The sequence below is a fragment of the Halomicrococcus pelagicus genome (genome assembly GCF_050954125.1).
In genome coordinates this window covers 82095-99918 of the sequence record NZ_JBPBWC010000017.1, presented here as the reverse complement: position 1 = coordinate 99918, position 17824 = coordinate 82095, and the positions used below count along the sequence as shown (strand labels likewise).

General features: G+C 54.7%; 14 protein-coding genes. 8 read left to right on the top strand and 6 right to left on the bottom strand.

All coding sequences use genetic code 11. The annotated features are described in order from the left end of the window. Positions 1 to 23: 23 nt before the first annotated feature. On the bottom strand, positions 24 to 494 hold the full coding sequence (locus tag ACRYA2_RS21550; protein WP_433632934.1) for a universal stress protein: 471 nt from the start codon (positions 492 to 494) through the stop codon (positions 24 to 26). 282 nt (positions 495 to 776) lie between these two features. Between ACRYA2_RS21550 and ACRYA2_RS21545 the strand changes: the two genes are divergently transcribed. Beyond that, the gene (locus tag ACRYA2_RS21545) at positions 777 to 1904 is read left to right on the top strand and encodes a mandelate racemase/muconate lactonizing enzyme family protein (RefSeq protein ID WP_433632932.1); all 1128 of its coding nucleotides are present in this window, start codon (positions 777 to 779) and stop codon (positions 1902 to 1904) included. A gap of 112 nt (positions 1905 to 2016) precedes the next feature. Here the strand turns inward: ACRYA2_RS21545 and ACRYA2_RS21540 are convergent, their stop codons facing one another. Together ACRYA2_RS21540 and aldA are read right to left on the bottom strand one after the other, a co-directional pair. Next, a complete protein-coding gene (locus ACRYA2_RS21540; RefSeq protein ID WP_433632930.1) occupies positions 2017 to 3072 on the bottom strand; it encodes a zinc-dependent alcohol dehydrogenase family protein in 1056 nt (351 codons plus the stop codon). A 2-nt stretch (positions 3073 to 3074) separates the two neighbouring features. Then, on the bottom strand, positions 3075 to 4520 hold the full coding sequence (aldA, locus tag ACRYA2_RS21535; RefSeq protein WP_433632928.1) for an aldehyde dehydrogenase: 1446 nt from the start codon (positions 4518 to 4520) through the stop codon (positions 3075 to 3077). 240 nt (positions 4521 to 4760) lie between these two features. Between aldA and ACRYA2_RS21530 the strand changes: the two genes are divergently transcribed. From ACRYA2_RS21530 to ACRYA2_RS21510, 5 genes are all read left to right on the top strand, one after another. After that, complete coding sequence (locus tag ACRYA2_RS21530) at positions 4761 to 6209, top strand: aldehyde dehydrogenase family protein (protein ID WP_433632926.1); 1449 nt, start codon at positions 4761 to 4763, stop codon at positions 6207 to 6209. A 150-nt stretch (positions 6210 to 6359) separates the two neighbouring features. After that, complete coding sequence (locus ACRYA2_RS21525; protein ID WP_433632924.1) at positions 6360 to 6800, top strand: nuclear transport factor 2 family protein; 441 nt, start codon at positions 6360 to 6362, stop codon at positions 6798 to 6800. Next, positions 6797 to 7930, top strand: a complete 1134-nt coding sequence (locus ACRYA2_RS21520; protein ID WP_433632922.1) for a zinc-binding dehydrogenase — start codon at positions 6797 to 6799, stop codon at positions 7928 to 7930. The genes ACRYA2_RS21525 and ACRYA2_RS21520 overlap by 4 nt, the downstream gene beginning before the upstream one ends. A gap of 295 nt (positions 7931 to 8225) precedes the next feature. Continuing rightward, a complete protein-coding gene (locus ACRYA2_RS21515; protein WP_433632920.1) occupies positions 8226 to 9845 on the top strand; it encodes a BCCT family transporter in 1620 nt (539 codons plus the stop codon). 588 nt (positions 9846 to 10433) lie between these two features. After that, positions 10434 to 11189, top strand: a complete 756-nt coding sequence (locus tag ACRYA2_RS21510; RefSeq protein ID WP_433632919.1) for a hypothetical protein — start codon at positions 10434 to 10436, stop codon at positions 11187 to 11189. A gap of 763 nt (positions 11190 to 11952) precedes the next feature. Here the strand turns inward: ACRYA2_RS21510 and ACRYA2_RS21505 are convergent. Then, the gene (locus tag ACRYA2_RS21505; RefSeq protein WP_433632917.1) at positions 11953 to 12567 is read right to left on the bottom strand and encodes a class I SAM-dependent methyltransferase; all 615 of its coding nucleotides are present in this window, start codon (positions 12565 to 12567) and stop codon (positions 11953 to 11955) included. A 191-nt stretch (positions 12568 to 12758) separates the two neighbouring features. Between ACRYA2_RS21505 and ACRYA2_RS21500 the strand changes: the two genes are divergently transcribed. Next, positions 12759 to 13100, top strand: a complete 342-nt coding sequence (locus ACRYA2_RS21500; RefSeq protein ID WP_433632915.1) for a type II toxin-antitoxin system PemK/MazF family toxin — start codon at positions 12759 to 12761, stop codon at positions 13098 to 13100. 900 nt (positions 13101 to 14000) lie between these two features. Continuing rightward, positions 14001 to 15770, top strand: a complete 1770-nt coding sequence (locus tag ACRYA2_RS21495) for an aldehyde ferredoxin oxidoreductase family protein (RefSeq protein ID WP_433632913.1) — start codon at positions 14001 to 14003, stop codon at positions 15768 to 15770. Between the two features lie 3 nt (positions 15771 to 15773). Here the strand turns inward: ACRYA2_RS21495 and fmdA are convergent, their stop codons facing one another. After that, positions 15774 to 17045, bottom strand: a complete 1272-nt coding sequence (gene fmdA / locus ACRYA2_RS21490) for a formamidase (protein ID WP_433632911.1) — start codon at positions 17043 to 17045, stop codon at positions 15774 to 15776. Positions 17046 to 17246: 201 nt separating this feature from the next. After that, the gene (locus tag ACRYA2_RS21485; protein WP_433632909.1) at positions 17247 to 17810 is read right to left on the bottom strand and encodes a hypothetical protein; all 564 of its coding nucleotides are present in this window, start codon (positions 17808 to 17810) and stop codon (positions 17247 to 17249) included. Between the last annotated feature and the right edge of the window lie 14 nt (positions 17811 to 17824).

The following is a 17824-nucleotide window of genomic DNA, read 5'->3' as shown; positions in this document are numbered from 1 at the left end:
AAAGTACTGTGCTCAGTACTGTTTCACGGATTGTTTGCAGATGTAAATGATACTGCCGTAGGGGGAATAGTGAGAACCGGTACAGTAGCATTTAGCAGGATATGCTGGATGGTACTCCCGAAGACAGCTTTGCCAGCGGAACTCCGTCGTCTGCTGAAGAGATAGAGGCAGTCGACATCGACTGCTTCTGTTGCGTCGAGGATTGCTTCGCCGAGATTGTCTGAGACCGTGCCACGGGTCGTGATCGTGAATCCTGCTTCAGTGAGGATGTCTTGAGCTGCAGCGATATTTGACTGTGAGTTAGTGAGACGCGTAATATCTGAATTGTCTCCGAGGTCAGTATCAGCGAGAGCGGCTTGTTTTTCTTCCTCGGTAAATACATGCAGCAGGATTAGTTCAGTAGTGTCTGGTTCTTCTAAGTCAACAATTGCGGTGGCAAGCGCTCTTGCCCAGGGAACAAACGGACTAACAGGGACGAGGATGCGTTTCGGCATAGCTCGTTCGAAAGAATTGTCCCACGAATTATAGTCTCTCTGTTGGAAATGGGCAGTGTTTAATTTCGGTTGACGGTAAGACTTGGAAGTTACTACTTGTAGGTGAGTTCCACAATCTGATAGCCGATGAGAGCAGCTAAGTTGGTTACAGAGTATGCGAAAAGAGGATTCGAAAAAGTGCTAGTTGGAAAGTGAGCGAGTATCGAATGGATATGTTCAGGTCAACCCTTATCACAGAACGATAGAAACTACCGGCAGCGTCGGAGACCTCCGACGGATTCCATGGAAATCACTGATATCAACCAATACCATCTTCGGTATCCACTGGACAATAGTTGGGAACCTGCGTGGAAGCCCGGCTACGAACAAGACGAACACGAGGTGCTGCTTTTCGAGTTAGAAACAGACCAAGGCATCAGTGGGGTAACGACTGCCTCCGGATTCGCCGGCCGGATGGAGTATCTGGAACTGGCCGAGATGTTCCTCCTTGGGAAAGACCCACGCAACGTTGAGGAGATCGTCGAAGAACTCGATCCCCTCAATCTTTGGGGACCACGACCATGGCACTTCGAAGCTGCACTCTGGGATATCAAAGGAAAAGAGGCGGGAAAACCCGTCTATGAGTTACTCGGCGGTGACGATGAACCGCTTCCAGCGTACGCCTCAACTGGCGAACGACAGTCAGCGGAGGACCGTCTTGAATATGTTGCCAATCGCGTTGAAGAAGGATTTGAGGCAGTAAAACTTCGCATTGATTCCAACAATCCTGAAGTCGATCTTGAAGTCGCGCGTCAAGTTAGGCAAGAGTATCCCAACCTGACATTGATGGTCGACGCTAATCAGGGATGGAGCGTCCCTATGGTTGAGGAAAACCAGTGGAGTTTCCAGGAGGCACTGTCGGTCGCCCGTGACCTCGAAGAAATTGGTGGTGTCGCTTGGCTCGAAGAACCGCTTGATAGACGGAATTACGCGGGGCTGGCCCGCCTTCGTGAAAAAACGGATGTTCCGATCGCAGGCGGCGAATTCAATAACGGAATGTTCCATTTCCGCGAGTTCATCAAGCAGGGTTCGCTCGATATTCTGCAGCCAGATGCTGTCCTTGCTACGGGTATCCTCAACGGGAAGAAAGTAGCCGGCATGGCTGAAACACATGGCCTTGAGTTTGCACCGCACACATGGAACGACGGCCTCGGCTTCGCAGCGAACCTCCACATGCTGGCATGTACGAATCCGTCATGGTGCGAATACCCGATTGAGCCGCCAGGCTGGACGCCTGAGTCACGAGATTTCCTTCTCGAAGAACCGATCGTCGCAGAAAATGGAGCTGTGAAACCGCCGTCTGGACCAGGTCTCGGCGTTGAACTAGACTGGGATCTCATCCACGATCTCGACCAGTCTTCATCCGCCTAGTCTCTCTCACTTGCCGGGGTTCCCCACTACTATCGTGGTTTCTCACTGCTTTGTTCTCTCCTTTAGTGAAATTACGAAAATGGCCAATAGAACGTCGCTGGCCTAATCGTAGTCAGAATGCGGACACAACTTCGATGCCGACTGTGTCGAAATCATCCATCGACCGTAATCGGTCAGAGACCTCGTCAAGTGCGACTTCATCTGTAATAAGCTTCCGTGGCTGTAATTTGTCTGTTGCGATCATAGAGAGAAGTTCGTCGTATCGGTTCGGTGGCATTCCTTTGACGCCCACGACTTCCAGCTCACTATCAACGATCGTATCGATAGGAAGTGCGACCTCACCACCTTCTTCGTCGGTGGTCATCCCGACCTGAACGTGCTGGCCTTGCGTGCCGAGACAGTCGACTGAGTTCCGGCAGGTTTCGGCGATACCGAGTGCATCAACGGAGATGTCCGGCCCTCCGTTTGTGACGGACTGTACCTCTGTCGGAACGTCGTCGACAGCGGCTGCGTTGACTGTAGTTACAGCGCCAACGTCCTCTGCGAGGGTAAGGGCGTCCTCGCCGAGATCGACGGCGACAACGTTTGCGCCAAGTGCGTTAGCGATATGGACAGCGGACAAGCCGAGTCCGCCACAACCATGCACGGCAAGCCAGTCGCCGGCCTTAACTGTTGCTTGATGGGCGAGAGCGTGGAACGATGTTGCGAATCGACAGCCAAGGCCAGCCATTTCAGTCGCTGTCATGTTCTCCGGAAGGTGCATCGCATTAAAGTCCGCGTGCGGAATTTGGAATTCACTCGCGAACGCTCCCGGTAAATCCGGACTGAAGCCGAGGCTGAGTCCATCAGTACACTGCTGAGACTCACCATCCCAACAGTGTTCACAATGGCCGCAGGCAACATTGAATGGGATACCGACACGGTCGCCTTCACGGAAGCCGTCGACCTCTTCACCGACAGCGACAACGGTGCCGGCAGGTTCGTGACCGAGAACATGGCCTTCAGGCGGTGCCCCAGGCCAGTGGCCTTTCCAGCCGTGCCAGTCACTCCGGCAGATACCACACGCTTCGGTCTCAACAGCGATTCCAGTTGGACCAGGATCAACTGGATCGCGGTCTTCAATTGTAAGCGGTTCGTCGTATTCGGTGAGAACTGCTGCTCGTCGCATGATTAGCTGTAGTCGTGATAAACGCTTTTGAGCTGTGTGTATTTGAGGACGCCATACTTGCCGTCATCGCCGCCGAGACCGGATTCTTTCCAGCCAATGTGGTGACCTTGCCAAGCTTCGCCTAAAGTACGATTTAGATAGGTTTCGCCGTACTCGAGGTCATCAGCAGCGTTCATTGCTGTCTGGTAGTCAGTCGTATAGACGTACGAGGACAAGCCATAATCAGAGTCATTCGCCTGCTCGATCGCGTCCGAGACTGACTCAACCTCGATGATGGGGGTTACGGGACCGAACACTTCCTGCTGGACGACATCCATATCAGGAGTGACGTCACTGAGAACAGTTGGCTGATACCAGAAGCCGGTCTCGAATTGCTGGCCGTCAGGTACACTTCCGCCGGTACGGACCGTTGCGCCGGCGTCTATTGCATTAGTGACGGCCTCGTCAGTTTTCTGTAATTCGGCTGCACTTACTTGAGGCCCGATGTCTTCGTCTGCAGTCGGGTCACCAACAGTCACTGCTTCCGTCGCCTCGATGTACTGGTCGGTGAATTCCTCGATGATGTCCGTGTGGACATAAACACGCTCAGCGCAAGTGCACACTTGTCCGGTGTTAGTGATACGAGCCGTGAGGATATCGTTGACAGCGTCTTCAATGTGGGCGTCTGCAGCGACGATTGCTGGGGCCTTCCCACCAAGCTCTAAGGAAACAGGAGTGAGGGAATCAGCGGCGGCACGCATAATTGCTTTTCCGGTCTCGACACTCCCCGTCATTGTGACCATATCGGTCTGGTCGGCAGTGACGAGCTGCTCACCAACTGCACCGCTGCCCAGCACAACGTTAATGAGTCCAGATGGGAGCGATACATTTTCATCTAAGAGTTCTACGAGACGGATCGTCGAGAGCGGGGTGATCTCGCTTGGTTTGACAACCAAAGCGTTCCCGGCGATAAGCGCAGGAAGGATTTTCCGCATAAAGACGGATACCGGGTAATTCCAGGGGATAATGCCGGCGACGACTCCCATAGGGTGTCGCTGTAGGTTAATTTGTTCGTCACGATTATCACTTGGAACAATATCGCCCTCGAGTCGCCGTCCCCAGCCGGCCACGTATTCTGCGAGGTCTGCTGTTGCGGTCACTTCACCCCGCGCAGATGCGAGCGGTTTCCCTTGTTCTGCTGTTATTATTTCGGCGATGTCGTCGGCGTGCTCTTCGACGACAGCGCCAATCTCACGCAGGACTGTTGCTCGTTCAATACCAGGACGAGATGCCCACTCACTCTGTGCCTGTTCAGCAGCGTCAAAGGCATCTTCAACGACTGACGCAGTTGCGACCGGAATGTTGGTCAATTCGTCTTCGGTAGCCGGGTTTTCAACCGCTATTTGCTCTGCCCCCGCAGAGCGCCACTCACCATTCACATAGTGCCGTGCGTCCGGCAAATCTACCATGCTAAATCCTACCGAGATTAATGGCTTAATCCTTCGGTAGGACATATTCATATACAGCTGGCTCCGTTGATTGTATCACGCAGAGTCATTCGTTCTGGATAGCTGCTGAACTGGCGAGAGCGACGATAGAACACACGAATAACTTATTTGGAGATAGCGGACAGTATCACAGGGCGGTTTATATATCGGCCTGTATGTTCAGCACAATCTGGATACGGGTGTCTGCGTACGAATCAAGTGATGACTGCGAAAACAGACTTAGAGACCTACGATCTCCTCATTGACGGCGAGTTCGTCAATGCCGCCGACGGAGAACGTTTCGAGACAGTTAATCCGGCGACTGAAGATACGCTTGCAAAAGTTGCTCGCGGACGGCAGGAAGATATCGATGCCGCTGTTGATGCTGCTACTGATGCGTTTGCCGAGTGGCGATCGACAGCACCGCAGGAACGTGGCCGTATTCTGAACCGGCTGGCTGCTAAGATTCGGGACGAAAAGGATCGACTGGCAGAATTAGAGACGCTGGACAACGGAAAACCGCTCTGGCATGCAGAAGCTGATGTCGAGACATGTGCTCGATATTTCGAGTATTATGCCGGTGCTGCTGACAAGGTTCATGGCAAAAGTATCCCGTTGACAGACGAGTATACGGACTATACAATCCGTGAGCCGCTCGGGGTTACTGGTCAGATTATTCCATGGAATCTTCCGACCAACATTTTCGGCCGAAGTGTTGCACCAGCCCTCGCAACGGGGAATGTTGCTGTGGTGAAGCCTGCAGAGCAAACGCCGTTGACGGCGCTTGAGGTAGGGCGGCTCGCTAGCGAGGCTGGTGTCCCTGATGGGGTATTGAACGTTGTGCCAGGATTCGGGGGTGAAGCTGGTGCGGCATTGTCTGCTCATCCTGATGTAGATGGCATCAGTTTCACTGGGTCAGTGCCAACTGGTATTGAAGTCGCCCAGACTGCCTTAGAGAACGTCACGAACGTCCATCTGGAGCTTGGTGGAAAGAGCCCGAATCTTGTCTTCCCTGATGCGGACTTCGAGAAGGCGATCGAGAGCACGAAAACTAGTATCTTTGCGAACGCTGGGCAGGTCTGTTCAGCAGGGTCGCGGCTTCTTGTTCATGAAGATATCCACGATGAGTTCGTTGACCGCTTGGTTGAGCGGACGAAAGAAGTGAGTATTGGAGCAGGTATCGATGGGCCGGAAATGGGGCCGCTTGTTTCGGAGGAACAGTTCGAGAAAGTGACAAAGTATCTGGAGGTTGGTCGTGAAGAGGTAGGTGAACCGATTGTCGGTGGCGATGTCTTAGATCAGGACGGATACTTTGTTGAACCGACGATCTTCGACGGTGTTGACAATGATATGCGGATTGCTCAGGAGGAGATTTTTGGCCCGGTGCTTTCCGTGATCGAGTTTAGCGACGAGCAGGAGTCATTCGAGATTGCAAATGACGTCGAATATGGTCTCGTCGCAGGGATTCATACGGAAAATGTCGGTCGTGCACATCGGTTCGCTCGCGAGGTCGATGCTGGGCAGGTGTATGTCAATGAATGGTTTGCGGGTGGTGAGGAGACGCCGTTTGGCGGGTTCAAAAAGAGCGGGTTCGGTCGTGAGAAAGGGCTGGACGCTATCGATTCATACACACAGACGAAAAACGTCTGTACGTATATCGGTCAGGACTAGTTGTAGCCAGAATTAGTGGGAGAGACAACTTCTTCCTCTTCTTTTCCTGCTGTATCCTATTAGGTGCTATATCGCCACGAGATGGCTACATAAAAGGCAGGCTATGTTCACCTCAAATGGTTTGGAGATCATGGGAATAGCAAATACTGCATGAGCGTTGAAATTGCGAAGCAGTATTTCGAATTGATGGACAGTGCTGATACAGGAACCGACGATGTGCTGGAGCTATATGCTGACGGAGCGGTCGTTCACTCCTCACGTAAAGGCGTTATCCAAGGTAAAGAAAATATTCGGGCCTTCTATGAGGCAAACGCCGACTTCTTCACGGGTGGCGAGCACGAAATGAAGGAGTTTCACGAAGCAGGAAATACAGTCATCTGTGAAGGCTATCTTGACGGTGAAACGAGCGCTGGGCGGTCGGCCGAGGGCGTCCCGCTTTGTGACGTGATGGAGTTCAACGAGGACGATGAACTAGTGGCCTTCCGTGCGTATCTCGACTACTCCGGGTTTATTGGTGAAGTTCCCGAAGAGGTGCCGAATGTGGAGGCGGAGGCCGAGCAGCATGAAGAAGAAGAGGATGTGACGGCATGAGCCTGCAAGACACGAGTACGAGCGAAGAAACAACCGAAATGGGAGAACTCGTCTACATTGACGGACCAAAGGATCTCGAGTTCCGAGAGTATCCCGTCCCTTCACCGGAGCCACATGCCGTTGTAACCGAGGTAGTGCGGACAAACGTCTGTGGGTCCGAGCTCCACGTATGGCGTGGCGATCATCCACTCTCGGACTGCGTACTCGGTCATGAGGCGATCTGTCGGGTTAGCGACCTCGGCGAAAAGGTTACAACCGATAGCGCTGGCCAGCCAATCTCGGAAGGAGACCTCGTCGCGCCAGTGTATTTCCAAACGTGCCAGCACTGTGAATTCTGCCGACGGGGAGAGTTCTATCGGTGCGAGAACGACTATGAGCACGCTGGGAAATCCCCGGAAATCTGGCCGCATTTCCATGCACCGTGGGGGACTCACTACTATATTTATCCGAACCAGCATTTCTACAAGCTTCCAGAAGAGCTGCTAGAGACACCAAGTCTCGCAGCAGCAGCGAACTGCGCGCTATCACAAGTGAAGTTCGGGCTCGATCGTACTGGTATCGATTACAACGATACGGTTGTAGTCCAGGGCGCCGGTGGCCTTGGATTGAACGCAACTGCTTACGCGAATGAACGCGGCGCCGAGACCATTGTCATTGAAGGAGTCGATCAACGTATTGAGCGCGCACAAGAGTTCGGAGCAGACCATGTTATAGACTTCCGTGAACATGAATCGGCTGACGCCCGTGCCGACAAAGTCCATGCGCTCACAGACGGTGTTGGTGCTGACGTCGCTGTCGAAGTCGCCGGCGTCCCTGAAGCTTTCAATGAAGGAATTGAACTGCTACGAACTGGCGGGCGATATCTCGAAATGGGGAATGTCCGGCCAGGACATACAATTGACTTTGATCCCGGCAAGCTCGTGCGGAAGTCGATCGATGTGACAACTGCTGTCGAGTACGATCCGTGGGTACTGTATGAGTCGCTGGAATTCCTCGCGAACACGAAAGATGAATATCCGTACGAGAAGCTGCTTGACGCAGAGTACGACCTCGTCGATGTTGAAGAGGCTCTAGAGCGCTCTGAGCAGCGTGATCTAACGCGGGCAACGCTCGTTCCACACAGTCACTGATTACTCGCCCCGCTATATTTTCACTCATAGTCGAGCAGATACTATCCTGACAGAGGATATCTTTTGCCGTATCACGTTTCTCAGTCCTAAACGACCAGTTTCTCCCAAGAAGTGACTGGTGGATTGTAGAAGTTATGTAGGTTGCACTTATACCCCCGACTATGTGTACCACAATCACTATCCAATCCTCATCATTGTTGACTGACAGTGCGACAACAGACGAAACCAGTCCGAAGCCGGCCGGAACGCACCATATCGACAAACGAACTCACCCACCACTGCCATCCTACCACCCATGAGTACTAGCGACGATAGCCAACTTGCACAATTACGCGAAGAAATCCACCCCGGTGTTTTTGGTGGCGGCGTCCTCCTGACGCTGCTCCTCATCGCTTTCATCGGACTCACACCTGACCTCGCAGCCAGCACCCTCTCTGACGCAAACGATTTCATCATCACGAAGCTCGGCTGGCTCTACATGTGGATCGTCTTTGCTGCCGTCCTTTTCTGTGGCTGGCTCATGTTTAGCTCGTGGGGACGCATCAAACTCGGCGACCCAGATGAAGAGCCTGAGTTCACACTCATGGAATTCTTCGCAATGATGTTCTCCTCTGGGCTTGCCGTCGGCCTCGTCTTCTGGGGACCTGCCGAAGCACTCGCCCATTTCCAATCTGGGCCACCCTTCTTCGAGGCCGGCGCAAAATCACAAGCACTGATGCCAGGCGCAATCCAGTACACTCTCTTTCACTCCGGTATTTCACCGTGGGCAGCATACCTTGTCTTCGGTGTCGTTTTCGGCTATTTCGCTCATCGACGTGACTACGCACTACGACCCGCAACCATCTTTGCACCCTTTGTCAACGATGATTCACTCGATAGTTGGTGGGCAACTCTCGTCGACGCTGCAGTTGTCGTCATCTCCGTTGGCGGTATTTGTGTCTCACTTGGCTTTGGTGTCATCCAATTCACCACCGGCCTTCAGTATAACTGGGGCATCAATCTCGATGATACCGGTATCGTGCTCCTGACCATTGGTCTCACCATCGCATTCACTGCATCAGCGGCAGTCGGGGTTCAACGCGGTATCCGGCGCATCTCCGATTTTAACATTCTCCTCTTTGCCGTCCTCCTCGTGACGGCGCTCATATTCGCACCTATCTCGTACGTGTTGAACCTCGGCTCGCAGGCTTTCGCTGGCCTAATCACCGACTTCGTCGGCATGAGCTTCTACACAAACTTTGCAAATGATGCGAAATGGGTCGGCGGCTGGACCATGTTCTTCTGGGCATGGTGGCTTGCTTTTGGTCCGATGATTGGCATCTTCATCGCTCGCATCTGTCGCGGACGGACAATCCGCCAAGTCGTCTTCGTCGGCATTATCGGAACCTCAGCCGCGTCCTTCCCATGGTTCATCACTCTAGGCGGGTCCGCCCTCTGGGCGCAGACGACAGGCAAAGCCGACCTTCTCAAAGTGATGTCTAATTTCGGAATCGAGGGCGTCGGTTTCTCGCTTTTCGAGCAGCTGATCCCATTCAGCGGTGTGTTCTCCGCACTGTATCTGCTATTAGTGTTGACGTTCCTTATCACGACGGTCGACTCCTCCACGCTCAGTGTTGCGATGCTCACCGTTGGCGGTGACGAACATCCAACCGTTCTCAACCGAGTTGTCTGGGGTGTCCTCGTTGGCCTCCTCACGTCACTTCTCATCATTATCGGCGGCCTCAGCACCCTCCAATCATTCGTCGTTCTCGTCGGGTTCCCTACTGCCCTCATGTGCGTCGTCTGCATGGTTGGGCTCGTTCTCACACTCGAACGCCGCACACCAGTCCTCTTAACAGAATCAGAACCAACCGAGGCCGAAACCAGTCAAGACTTCACGCAAAGAAGCCACTCACAAACAACCACTGAAGACTAATCCGCTTCGACTAGAGCGTGAATTATTTAAATTCATGCTAAATTCCACGATCGTAGCCGCTTAGAGCTCAATCGGCTCGAGCGCCGGTCAGTTTCCCTATCATCTCTTGCCACTAGCCGTTATAGTCTCCTTTTGTTCGGCAGCTAGGAGAAACCTATATCGAGACCGCCGGCATGGGATAGCTCGCTACCGCCGTCATAATTGGGCAGCCGCACCTGGTTCTTATCTATTTTGCAGTACTCAACGGGCGCATCATAACTCGATGGACGAGAAACAGCAATTCGTTCCGCTAAATGCGTTACAGCGGAGCCGCAATATCGACGATAATTCGCAGACAGTCATCGTCAACCACTATACGGACGAATGGAGACAGCCAGGCTGGATCCAAATCCGGAGTACCGCGACGCATCGCCTCTTTGGAAGACCGGCCGATCATCAAAATAAATCCAGAGAGCACCCAATCGTGGAGGCAATTAAACCGACTGGACGAGACTAAATGGAGGTAGAGCCAGACAACTCGATAACAAAGTCCGACCACCCAACTCGTACTATCTCACGGTCACGCCCGACGACCTCGCCGAACCCGGCTTGGAGCTCGACTGGGCAACGCTGCGGGACGCAGTCAAGAATCCCGGGGACGGCGGCTACTGGAACGACGCCCTCGAAATCCACGAGAGCCGCGTCAGTGAAGAGACGCTGAAGACGAGCCACCGGCCCGCCGCCCGGATTCTCACCGGCCTTGCGCGCTCACAGGCCTACGAGAACGGTGTCGTCCCCCGAGAGACGATCGACGAGCTTGTTGATACCTACTGTCTCCACCTCACCGATCGCGTCGCAGATGCCGAGCAGGAACGCGGCAAGGAATACATCCGCGAGACCTACACCAATCTCGTCACTGACCAACTCTACGAGAACCCGAGTCCGACTGCCGATTCATACTACTGCAGCAAAGACGCTCTCCAGACACGTCTTCAGGCAGAACTCGACACCGCCCAGACCGTTGCCGAGCGTGCTGACACCATCACCGACTTCGACGCGTGGAAGCAAACTACCGAGGAGACTGACGCCGCTGATGATGAACTGCACAAAAAGTGGCGACGTGATCTCGTTCGCTGGGTCGAAGATATCGTTCGTGCAAAGCACGCCGGCCGCACGTATGTGACAGAACTACGTTCCAGAGAGTACACGATAGACCACGCGGACGGCGAGACAACTGCGTTCGACGCACTCCATGACTGGCTCCATGAGGCCCGGAGCGCGGTCGACAACCTCCCGGCGGATGTCGCTACCGAGATTGTGGAGCAACTCGATAACGAATACAGCATAGGGATCGCCAGCGACTGACGCTCGCGAGACACACCGATGGTCGCCCACGCGTAATAGCGATAGCTCTCGGCAAATAGCGCTCAGGATGAGTCTCGAGTACACGGTCGAAGCAGCGTCCGAGCGTTGCAGTATGTGTGTCGAGAGCCGAGTGATGCAGGGGGCGAAGAAGCACTCGTGCGCTACATGAGACGGAGAAGCAAGCTTACAATGGCAAATATCGCTCCAAGGATAGCCGCGTAGGTAAACGGGCTGTCGTTCGCTGGGCCGTCTACTCGCTGCGGATACAGTGCCCCATACATGGCCGGCAGGAGCATGCCACAACCCCCGAGACCGAACAGGGCCACATCAACCGCCAGGCCATGCGATAGCAACCGCTCAATTGCCAGCATCACGAAGACAGAGCCACTAATACCCATAGATACCCAAAAGCGGCGTGAGCTAGCCATAGTCAGTCCTCCAATGGCCGGAAACAAAGCAGTTCGGGAACTCTCATGAGGAAGACCGGGCGATATGACGATCGTGAATGGCAGTCCGACGAGCTGCAGTGACCCGCCTCGGGGGGACGTGGTTCGAGCAAGCGACGCTCTCTCGGCATCACGAAACGGCGACGCCTTGACGACCGTGAGGCATTCTATCTGCTCTCTGTAGCTGTGAGGTCGTTGTCGAAAACAGGATTTTCGAGGAAGGAAGCATACTGCAGGTGTAGACAGGCTACTGCAAGGCCTGGGATTCCCTGTCGGGGAGGCGTTCAACTGACGCGAAGTGAGTGGAATTTCGAGATTTATTGCTCGGCTGGTCGGGGGAGGGTTGGATAGGTTTGTTTTCCTCCCGTTGAGTTTCGGGCGACGATCAGCGCACGGGCTGCTGTACGATCGTCGACGGTCTCCGTTCCTTCTTCGTAGTAAAGAACAGTGAGATCGAGACAGGCATGGAGTAGTTCGTTTGACGCGAATCGATAGCGATCGGTACTGGGTCCGATGTCGGCTGGTTCGGTCGAGCGGAGATGATGCTGGTAGAAGAGAACGCCGTTGGGTTTCAACGCTGCTTTGATGTCCGGAAGGCGATCAAGCGTCCGGAAGTAGCTAATAGTGATTGCGTCGTACTCATTTTCTGGATACCCAAACTCCGTCGCGTCGGCCTGAATCCAGGTACAGTTCTCTTCGACGCTTCGCTGGGAGGCGTTCTGTCGTGCAATCCGTAACCCTTCTCGCGACTGATCGATAGCATCGACAGTGTATCCCTGCTCGGCAAGAAAGACTGCGTTCCGACCAGTTCCAGTCGCGATGTCGAGCGCCCGTCCCTCGGGGAACATCTCGATATACCGGTGGAGCACTGGGGACGGATCCGGATCCTGTGGATAATTCCCGTCGCGAAATCGGTCATCCCATGAGGTCATACTGTCCGATGGATGGTCTCAAGTATGTAGATTGGGTTCTGGTATGCTCTCCTCTTGGCGTCACCGCAGAAAGTACTTCTCCAGGATGAAAACCCACTATACTCACGCTCACTGGGATACCCAGTCATCGGAGGGACAGATGGTCGTTCTAGCGCTGGGAGCGACAGCACTCGTCAGCGCGAGACTGACGAATGAAATACGATCCAGGCGATGTTGTCTTCGGTGACAGTCCCTTCAACGACCGCGAAGCCCCGCGCCCGTGGGTAATCGTCTCCGACGAGACACATCCGTTCTATGGCGAGCAATACATTGCCGTGACGCCTACGTCGAAATCCTGGTACGACCAGACGGTCGAACTCACTGCGAAGAACTGGGAGTATGGTGGAATGCCCGAGGAGAGTGCTGTTGTGCCCTGGGGTTTGACCTCACCTGATCATGATGATTTCAACCACGATCGATACCAAGGGACGCTCACGTCAACGACGGTTAAACGGATTACCACTGCAATCACCGAATACTTCTTCACTTCCTGATTCTTCCCGACTTAGCGAAAGCAGTATTTTGACCAACAGCAACCAGTTCTCGACCCGTAGTACCGGTCACCGTCCATCAGGGACGTAGTGTATGATGGAACGTCCGGAAGTGCATCGAATGTGACGGCAGATCGACGTGAGTGATATCACTCGTCGGGTGTCCGTACTCCTGGAACATCAGGTGTCGACTGAACCCGACGCTCACCACCCCGAGACACCCCCGGTAGCGAGTGATATCACAACCGGCGCTATTGTTCTCGTCCAGACTCTGCGACCATCCTTAGGGCCGGTGGAAGCAACACGAGACGCTCATACCGGCTAGCCGTCGATAGCACGCGAAACAAGAAACACCATGGAGAGCGGAAAGAGAAGACCGTTCCGGACTCCCCGTGGTCGTCCGTCACTCCAATAGCTGTCGTACGGACATCTAATGTCACTAGCCGTATAAAGGTTGCTCGTATAGACAATTAGTTTAAACGTCTATACCGGGGAACTAGCACGGAATTTCAACCGGTGTTACCGCAGACGACTGTGGTCAACGGTGCGTTACACTCCCATCCCGGGGGATGGTGTCGGCACCGTTGGGACGACGAGAACACCCGGGGTTGTGATATCACTACGATTAACGTTGCTACTGGTCAAGTGCTGAGAGAAACAGGAGTGAAGAAGTGACGCGAGGCTATCTAGAGAGAACTCGAACACACGTCAAGAGCTCTGTTTTAAGCGGCAGTTGGTAGAGTGATCTCTCCCTGCTAGTTGCGCTGCTGTCGTCCTGATTATTGGTAGTGCGGGGTTGTTCGAGCGCAGGGACGGTTGACTACCATTCGCGCCACTGCCAACCGGTGCCGGCAAGTAAGGGCTAGACGAACGCTTAAGCGACTCGGAGAGCAGTTAATAGGTATGTATAGTCCGCCGACTCGTCTTCTTCGAGTTGATCTCACTACTGAAACAGTTGAGAGTGAGACAGTCCCCGACGAGTGGCGACAGCGATTTATTGGTGGCAAAGGGCTTGGGGCTCGGTACCTCTATGAAGAGCTTGATGCTAATGTAAATCCATTTAGTGATAAAAATGCTCTCATCTTCATGCTCGGACCACTGTCGGGTGTTCTTCCTGGCGACTCACGGTATGCAGTTGTGACAAAATCGCCGCTCACTGGTGCATTTCTGGACTCTTACGGCGGTGGAGAGTTTCCTGAGCGTCTTGTTGGGGCACTTGGAGATCACCTTGGTATTCTGGTGACTGGTGTGGCTGACCGGCCCATACGACTCGATGTTTCGGACGGAACCGCTCAGATTCGGTCAGCTGAGGACTTATGGGGTGGAGATACGAAGACGACTGACGAGGCGTTTCCGGATGCTGGCGTCGCCTGTATCGGGCCAGCAGGTGAGAAACGAGTCCGATACGCAACTATTGCATCGGATGGCGGTGAACACCAAGCCGGCCGGGGTGGTGCAGGAGCAGTGATGGGTGGAAAACAGCTTAAAGCAGTGGTCGCTCGCGGCCAACCGCCTGATGCACTTGCGAAATTGCGGCGTCAGTTGATCGACCGCTTTACTGGCGACTCGAAAAATGAGTGGTACCTAGCGAGTGAAACGCTAGAGACCGTCGATTTCGCCGATGAAATCGGGGCTTTGGCGACACGTGGGTGGCAAGAGCAGGAGTTCGAGGGAGCCGACGGTATCGGTATTGAAGCAGCCCAGAGCGTAGCAAGTGAGCGTGAACGCGAAGACGATCCGCTTCCGGGTGGGTTCCGTATTGAGACCGAGATGGGGGAGAGTGTCCCGCGTGGGGGTACGCCGATGTCGCTCGGGGCAGGACTCGGGATCGATGATTTCGATGCGGTTGCTACTCTCGGCGAGATGTGTGACCGGCTTGGAGTCGATGTTATTAGTGCCGGAACAGCCATTGCCTGGGCCATTCAGGCGGATGTCACCGACGAGTACAATTCTGATCTCGAGTTCGGGAACGCGACTGCTGTCCGCGAACTGCTTGAGGATATTGTGTTTCGCGAGACTGAGCTCGGCGATAGATTGGCCGAGGGGGTTGCGCGCGCGGCACAGCAATATGATGGGCCCGACCGTGTACCGACGGTGAAAGGCATGGCACTGCCCGCCTATGATCCGCGTAGCACGGTTGGTATGGCACTCGCGTACGCCACTAGTGATCGAGGGGCCTGCCACCGTCGGGCACTTCCTATCGAAACCGAAGCGTTCGAAGGAGCATCATGGACACTCGATGATACCGTCCGACTTGTCGTTTATGAGCAAAACGTTCGGTCGCTCGTTTGGAGCCTTGTCGCCGATGATTTCGTTGGCCGGTCGCTTTGGGAGACACTTGGTGCGGAGTGGTTTCGTGCCGTCGGGATGGAGTTCACACCTGAGGAGCTGCTCCGGACCGGTGAGCGAATCTGGAATCTGACACGGCTATTCAACCTGCGCGAGGGGTTTTCTCGCGATGATGACGCTGTCCCAAACTTTCTACTGGCGGCGCCGGATTCTACGGACGGCGGGCAACTTGATGCGGAGACATTTGAGACGATGCTCGATGCTTATTATGCCGTTCGTGGCTGGGACGCCGAAGGGCGGCCGACAGGGGGGACGCTCAAAACAGTTGGACTTGACGCTGGGATTGAGGAAGCGACGGGGACGGGGTCGCGTGACCCCGGATGATGGTTAGTCGTTGAGTGGTTCGTCGGTTATTGCGACTTGTCCCTTCCCTTGGCCGGGACCCAGCGAGTCGGGGCTGATGTCGAAATTGAAGACTCCCTTCGGCAACGCGAGCGTCGAACAGGCGCTGGGAATGTCGACGACGCCGCTTTGGCGTCCCTCGACTGGCACGGTCCCCAGTATCATGTACGCTTGCTCGCCGGTGTAGCCGAACTTCTTCAGGTACTCGATGGCTTCGAGTGCTGCCCGTCGGTAGGCGACGTGAGAGTCGATGTACTTCTGTTCCCCGTCCTCAGTGACCGAGTAACCCTCGAAGACCACGTAGTCCTCGAACGTAGGGCCGCGGTGTCCGGGTTCAAAGATGGGATGGTCGATGCCGTACTTGTTCATCCCATCCTTGATGAGGTCAACTTCGATATCGAGGTAGCCGGCCATCTCGATGGCACCACAGAAGGTTATCTCGCCGTCGCCTTGCGAGAAGTGAATGTCGCCCATCGAGAGCTTGCCACCGTCAACATAGACTGGGAAGTACACTCGCGACCCCAGTGAGAGGTCCTTGATGTCGCAGTTACCGCCGTTCTCTCGCGGCGGAACGGTCCGAGCCCCTTCTTCGGCGGCCTCCTCTGCTTCGTCGTCGTCCATGTCACCCATGATCGCGGAGTTCGGGGTCGGCGCGTTGGCGACTGGCGGCTGGGCCTCCTTGGTCGGGTGGTCCGGGATCGATTCAGGATCTTCTTGGTGTTTGTCGATGAGCTCCTGTTCGCGCTTGTTCCACTCCTCGAGAAGTTCGTGCGACGGCGCCGTCCCGACCAGCCCCGGGTGGATCTTCCCCTCGAAGCGAACGTCGGGGATGTGGCGCGACGTGGCCTTGGTCCCTTGCAGATCCCAGATGGTCTTTGCGGCGTTCGGGAAGTGGTCGGTGAGAAACCCGCCGCCGTTCTGCTGGGAGAAGATCCCGGTGAATCCGTACTCCCAGCGTTCGTTCAGGACCCCGATGTCGAGGATGTCCATTACGAGCAGGTCGCCTGGTTCCGCGCCATTGACTTCTATCGGGCCGCTCAGGTAGTGCACTGCGTCGAGATCGACGTCGCGGACGTCGTTCGCGTTGTCGTCGTCGTGAATCTGTCCCCCCGTCCAGTCTAAACACTCGACACGTAGCTGGTCGCCGGGATCAGCACTGATGACCGACGGAATGTCGGGATGCCAGCGGTTGTGTACCGGCATCGGTTGTTCATCTGGGTCGGCGTCCACGTCTACTTCGAATTGGACTTCTGGCATGGTACCCCCTCCTACTGAGTCGCCACCCACACAAATATAGATTATGCAGAATTTACTGTTGCATCACGTATCCCGTGAAATGAACGACGCCAGTGAATTGCCTACTCTCCACCTCTTCCGACAGCAAATTGCGTCGATAACCGATAATATCTTCCACTGTGGCAAGAGGAAAACGTAAAAAATGCCATCTTTCTATGACAATCAGTTGTCCGTCGTCCCCAGTCGCCAGAGAGCGCGATACAACATCTGTAAATCCACGGCGAGGTGATCCGCCAACATTCGACACCGATCTAGATACGTGAGATATTCCGTGACCGACGGCGGGTCTGGATACGTCTCGCTCACTTCGTCGGCGTCGTACAATGTCGCCCAGAGACGCTCATCGACGACGAGGTATTCGGACGGGTCCACGTACTGGAGGATTGCGGACGCAACCGGTACAGTCACCCCTGTCAATTCCTGTAATCGTCTGACCGCTGGTTCCGCCTCTGTGGCCTCGACGGCCGACCGCAGGGCCTCTTGGACCGCTCCCCAGTCGTTCTCCCGGAATCGGTCTTCTGCCGATGCACGCACTTTGTGCGGCGTTCTACCAAGATCTCGACGATAGTACCAGCGAACGATCCATTCAACGTCCTTCCAGGTTATCGTCTCATCAGCGAACGCATCTGGCAACGTGTCGAGTCGGTCGCGTTCGACGAGATACAGTGGCTCACGTTGTTCATACTCCTCGCTCTTCGTGAGGATGAGTTGTCTGTTGAGGTTCATACGTGAGAGGGTCG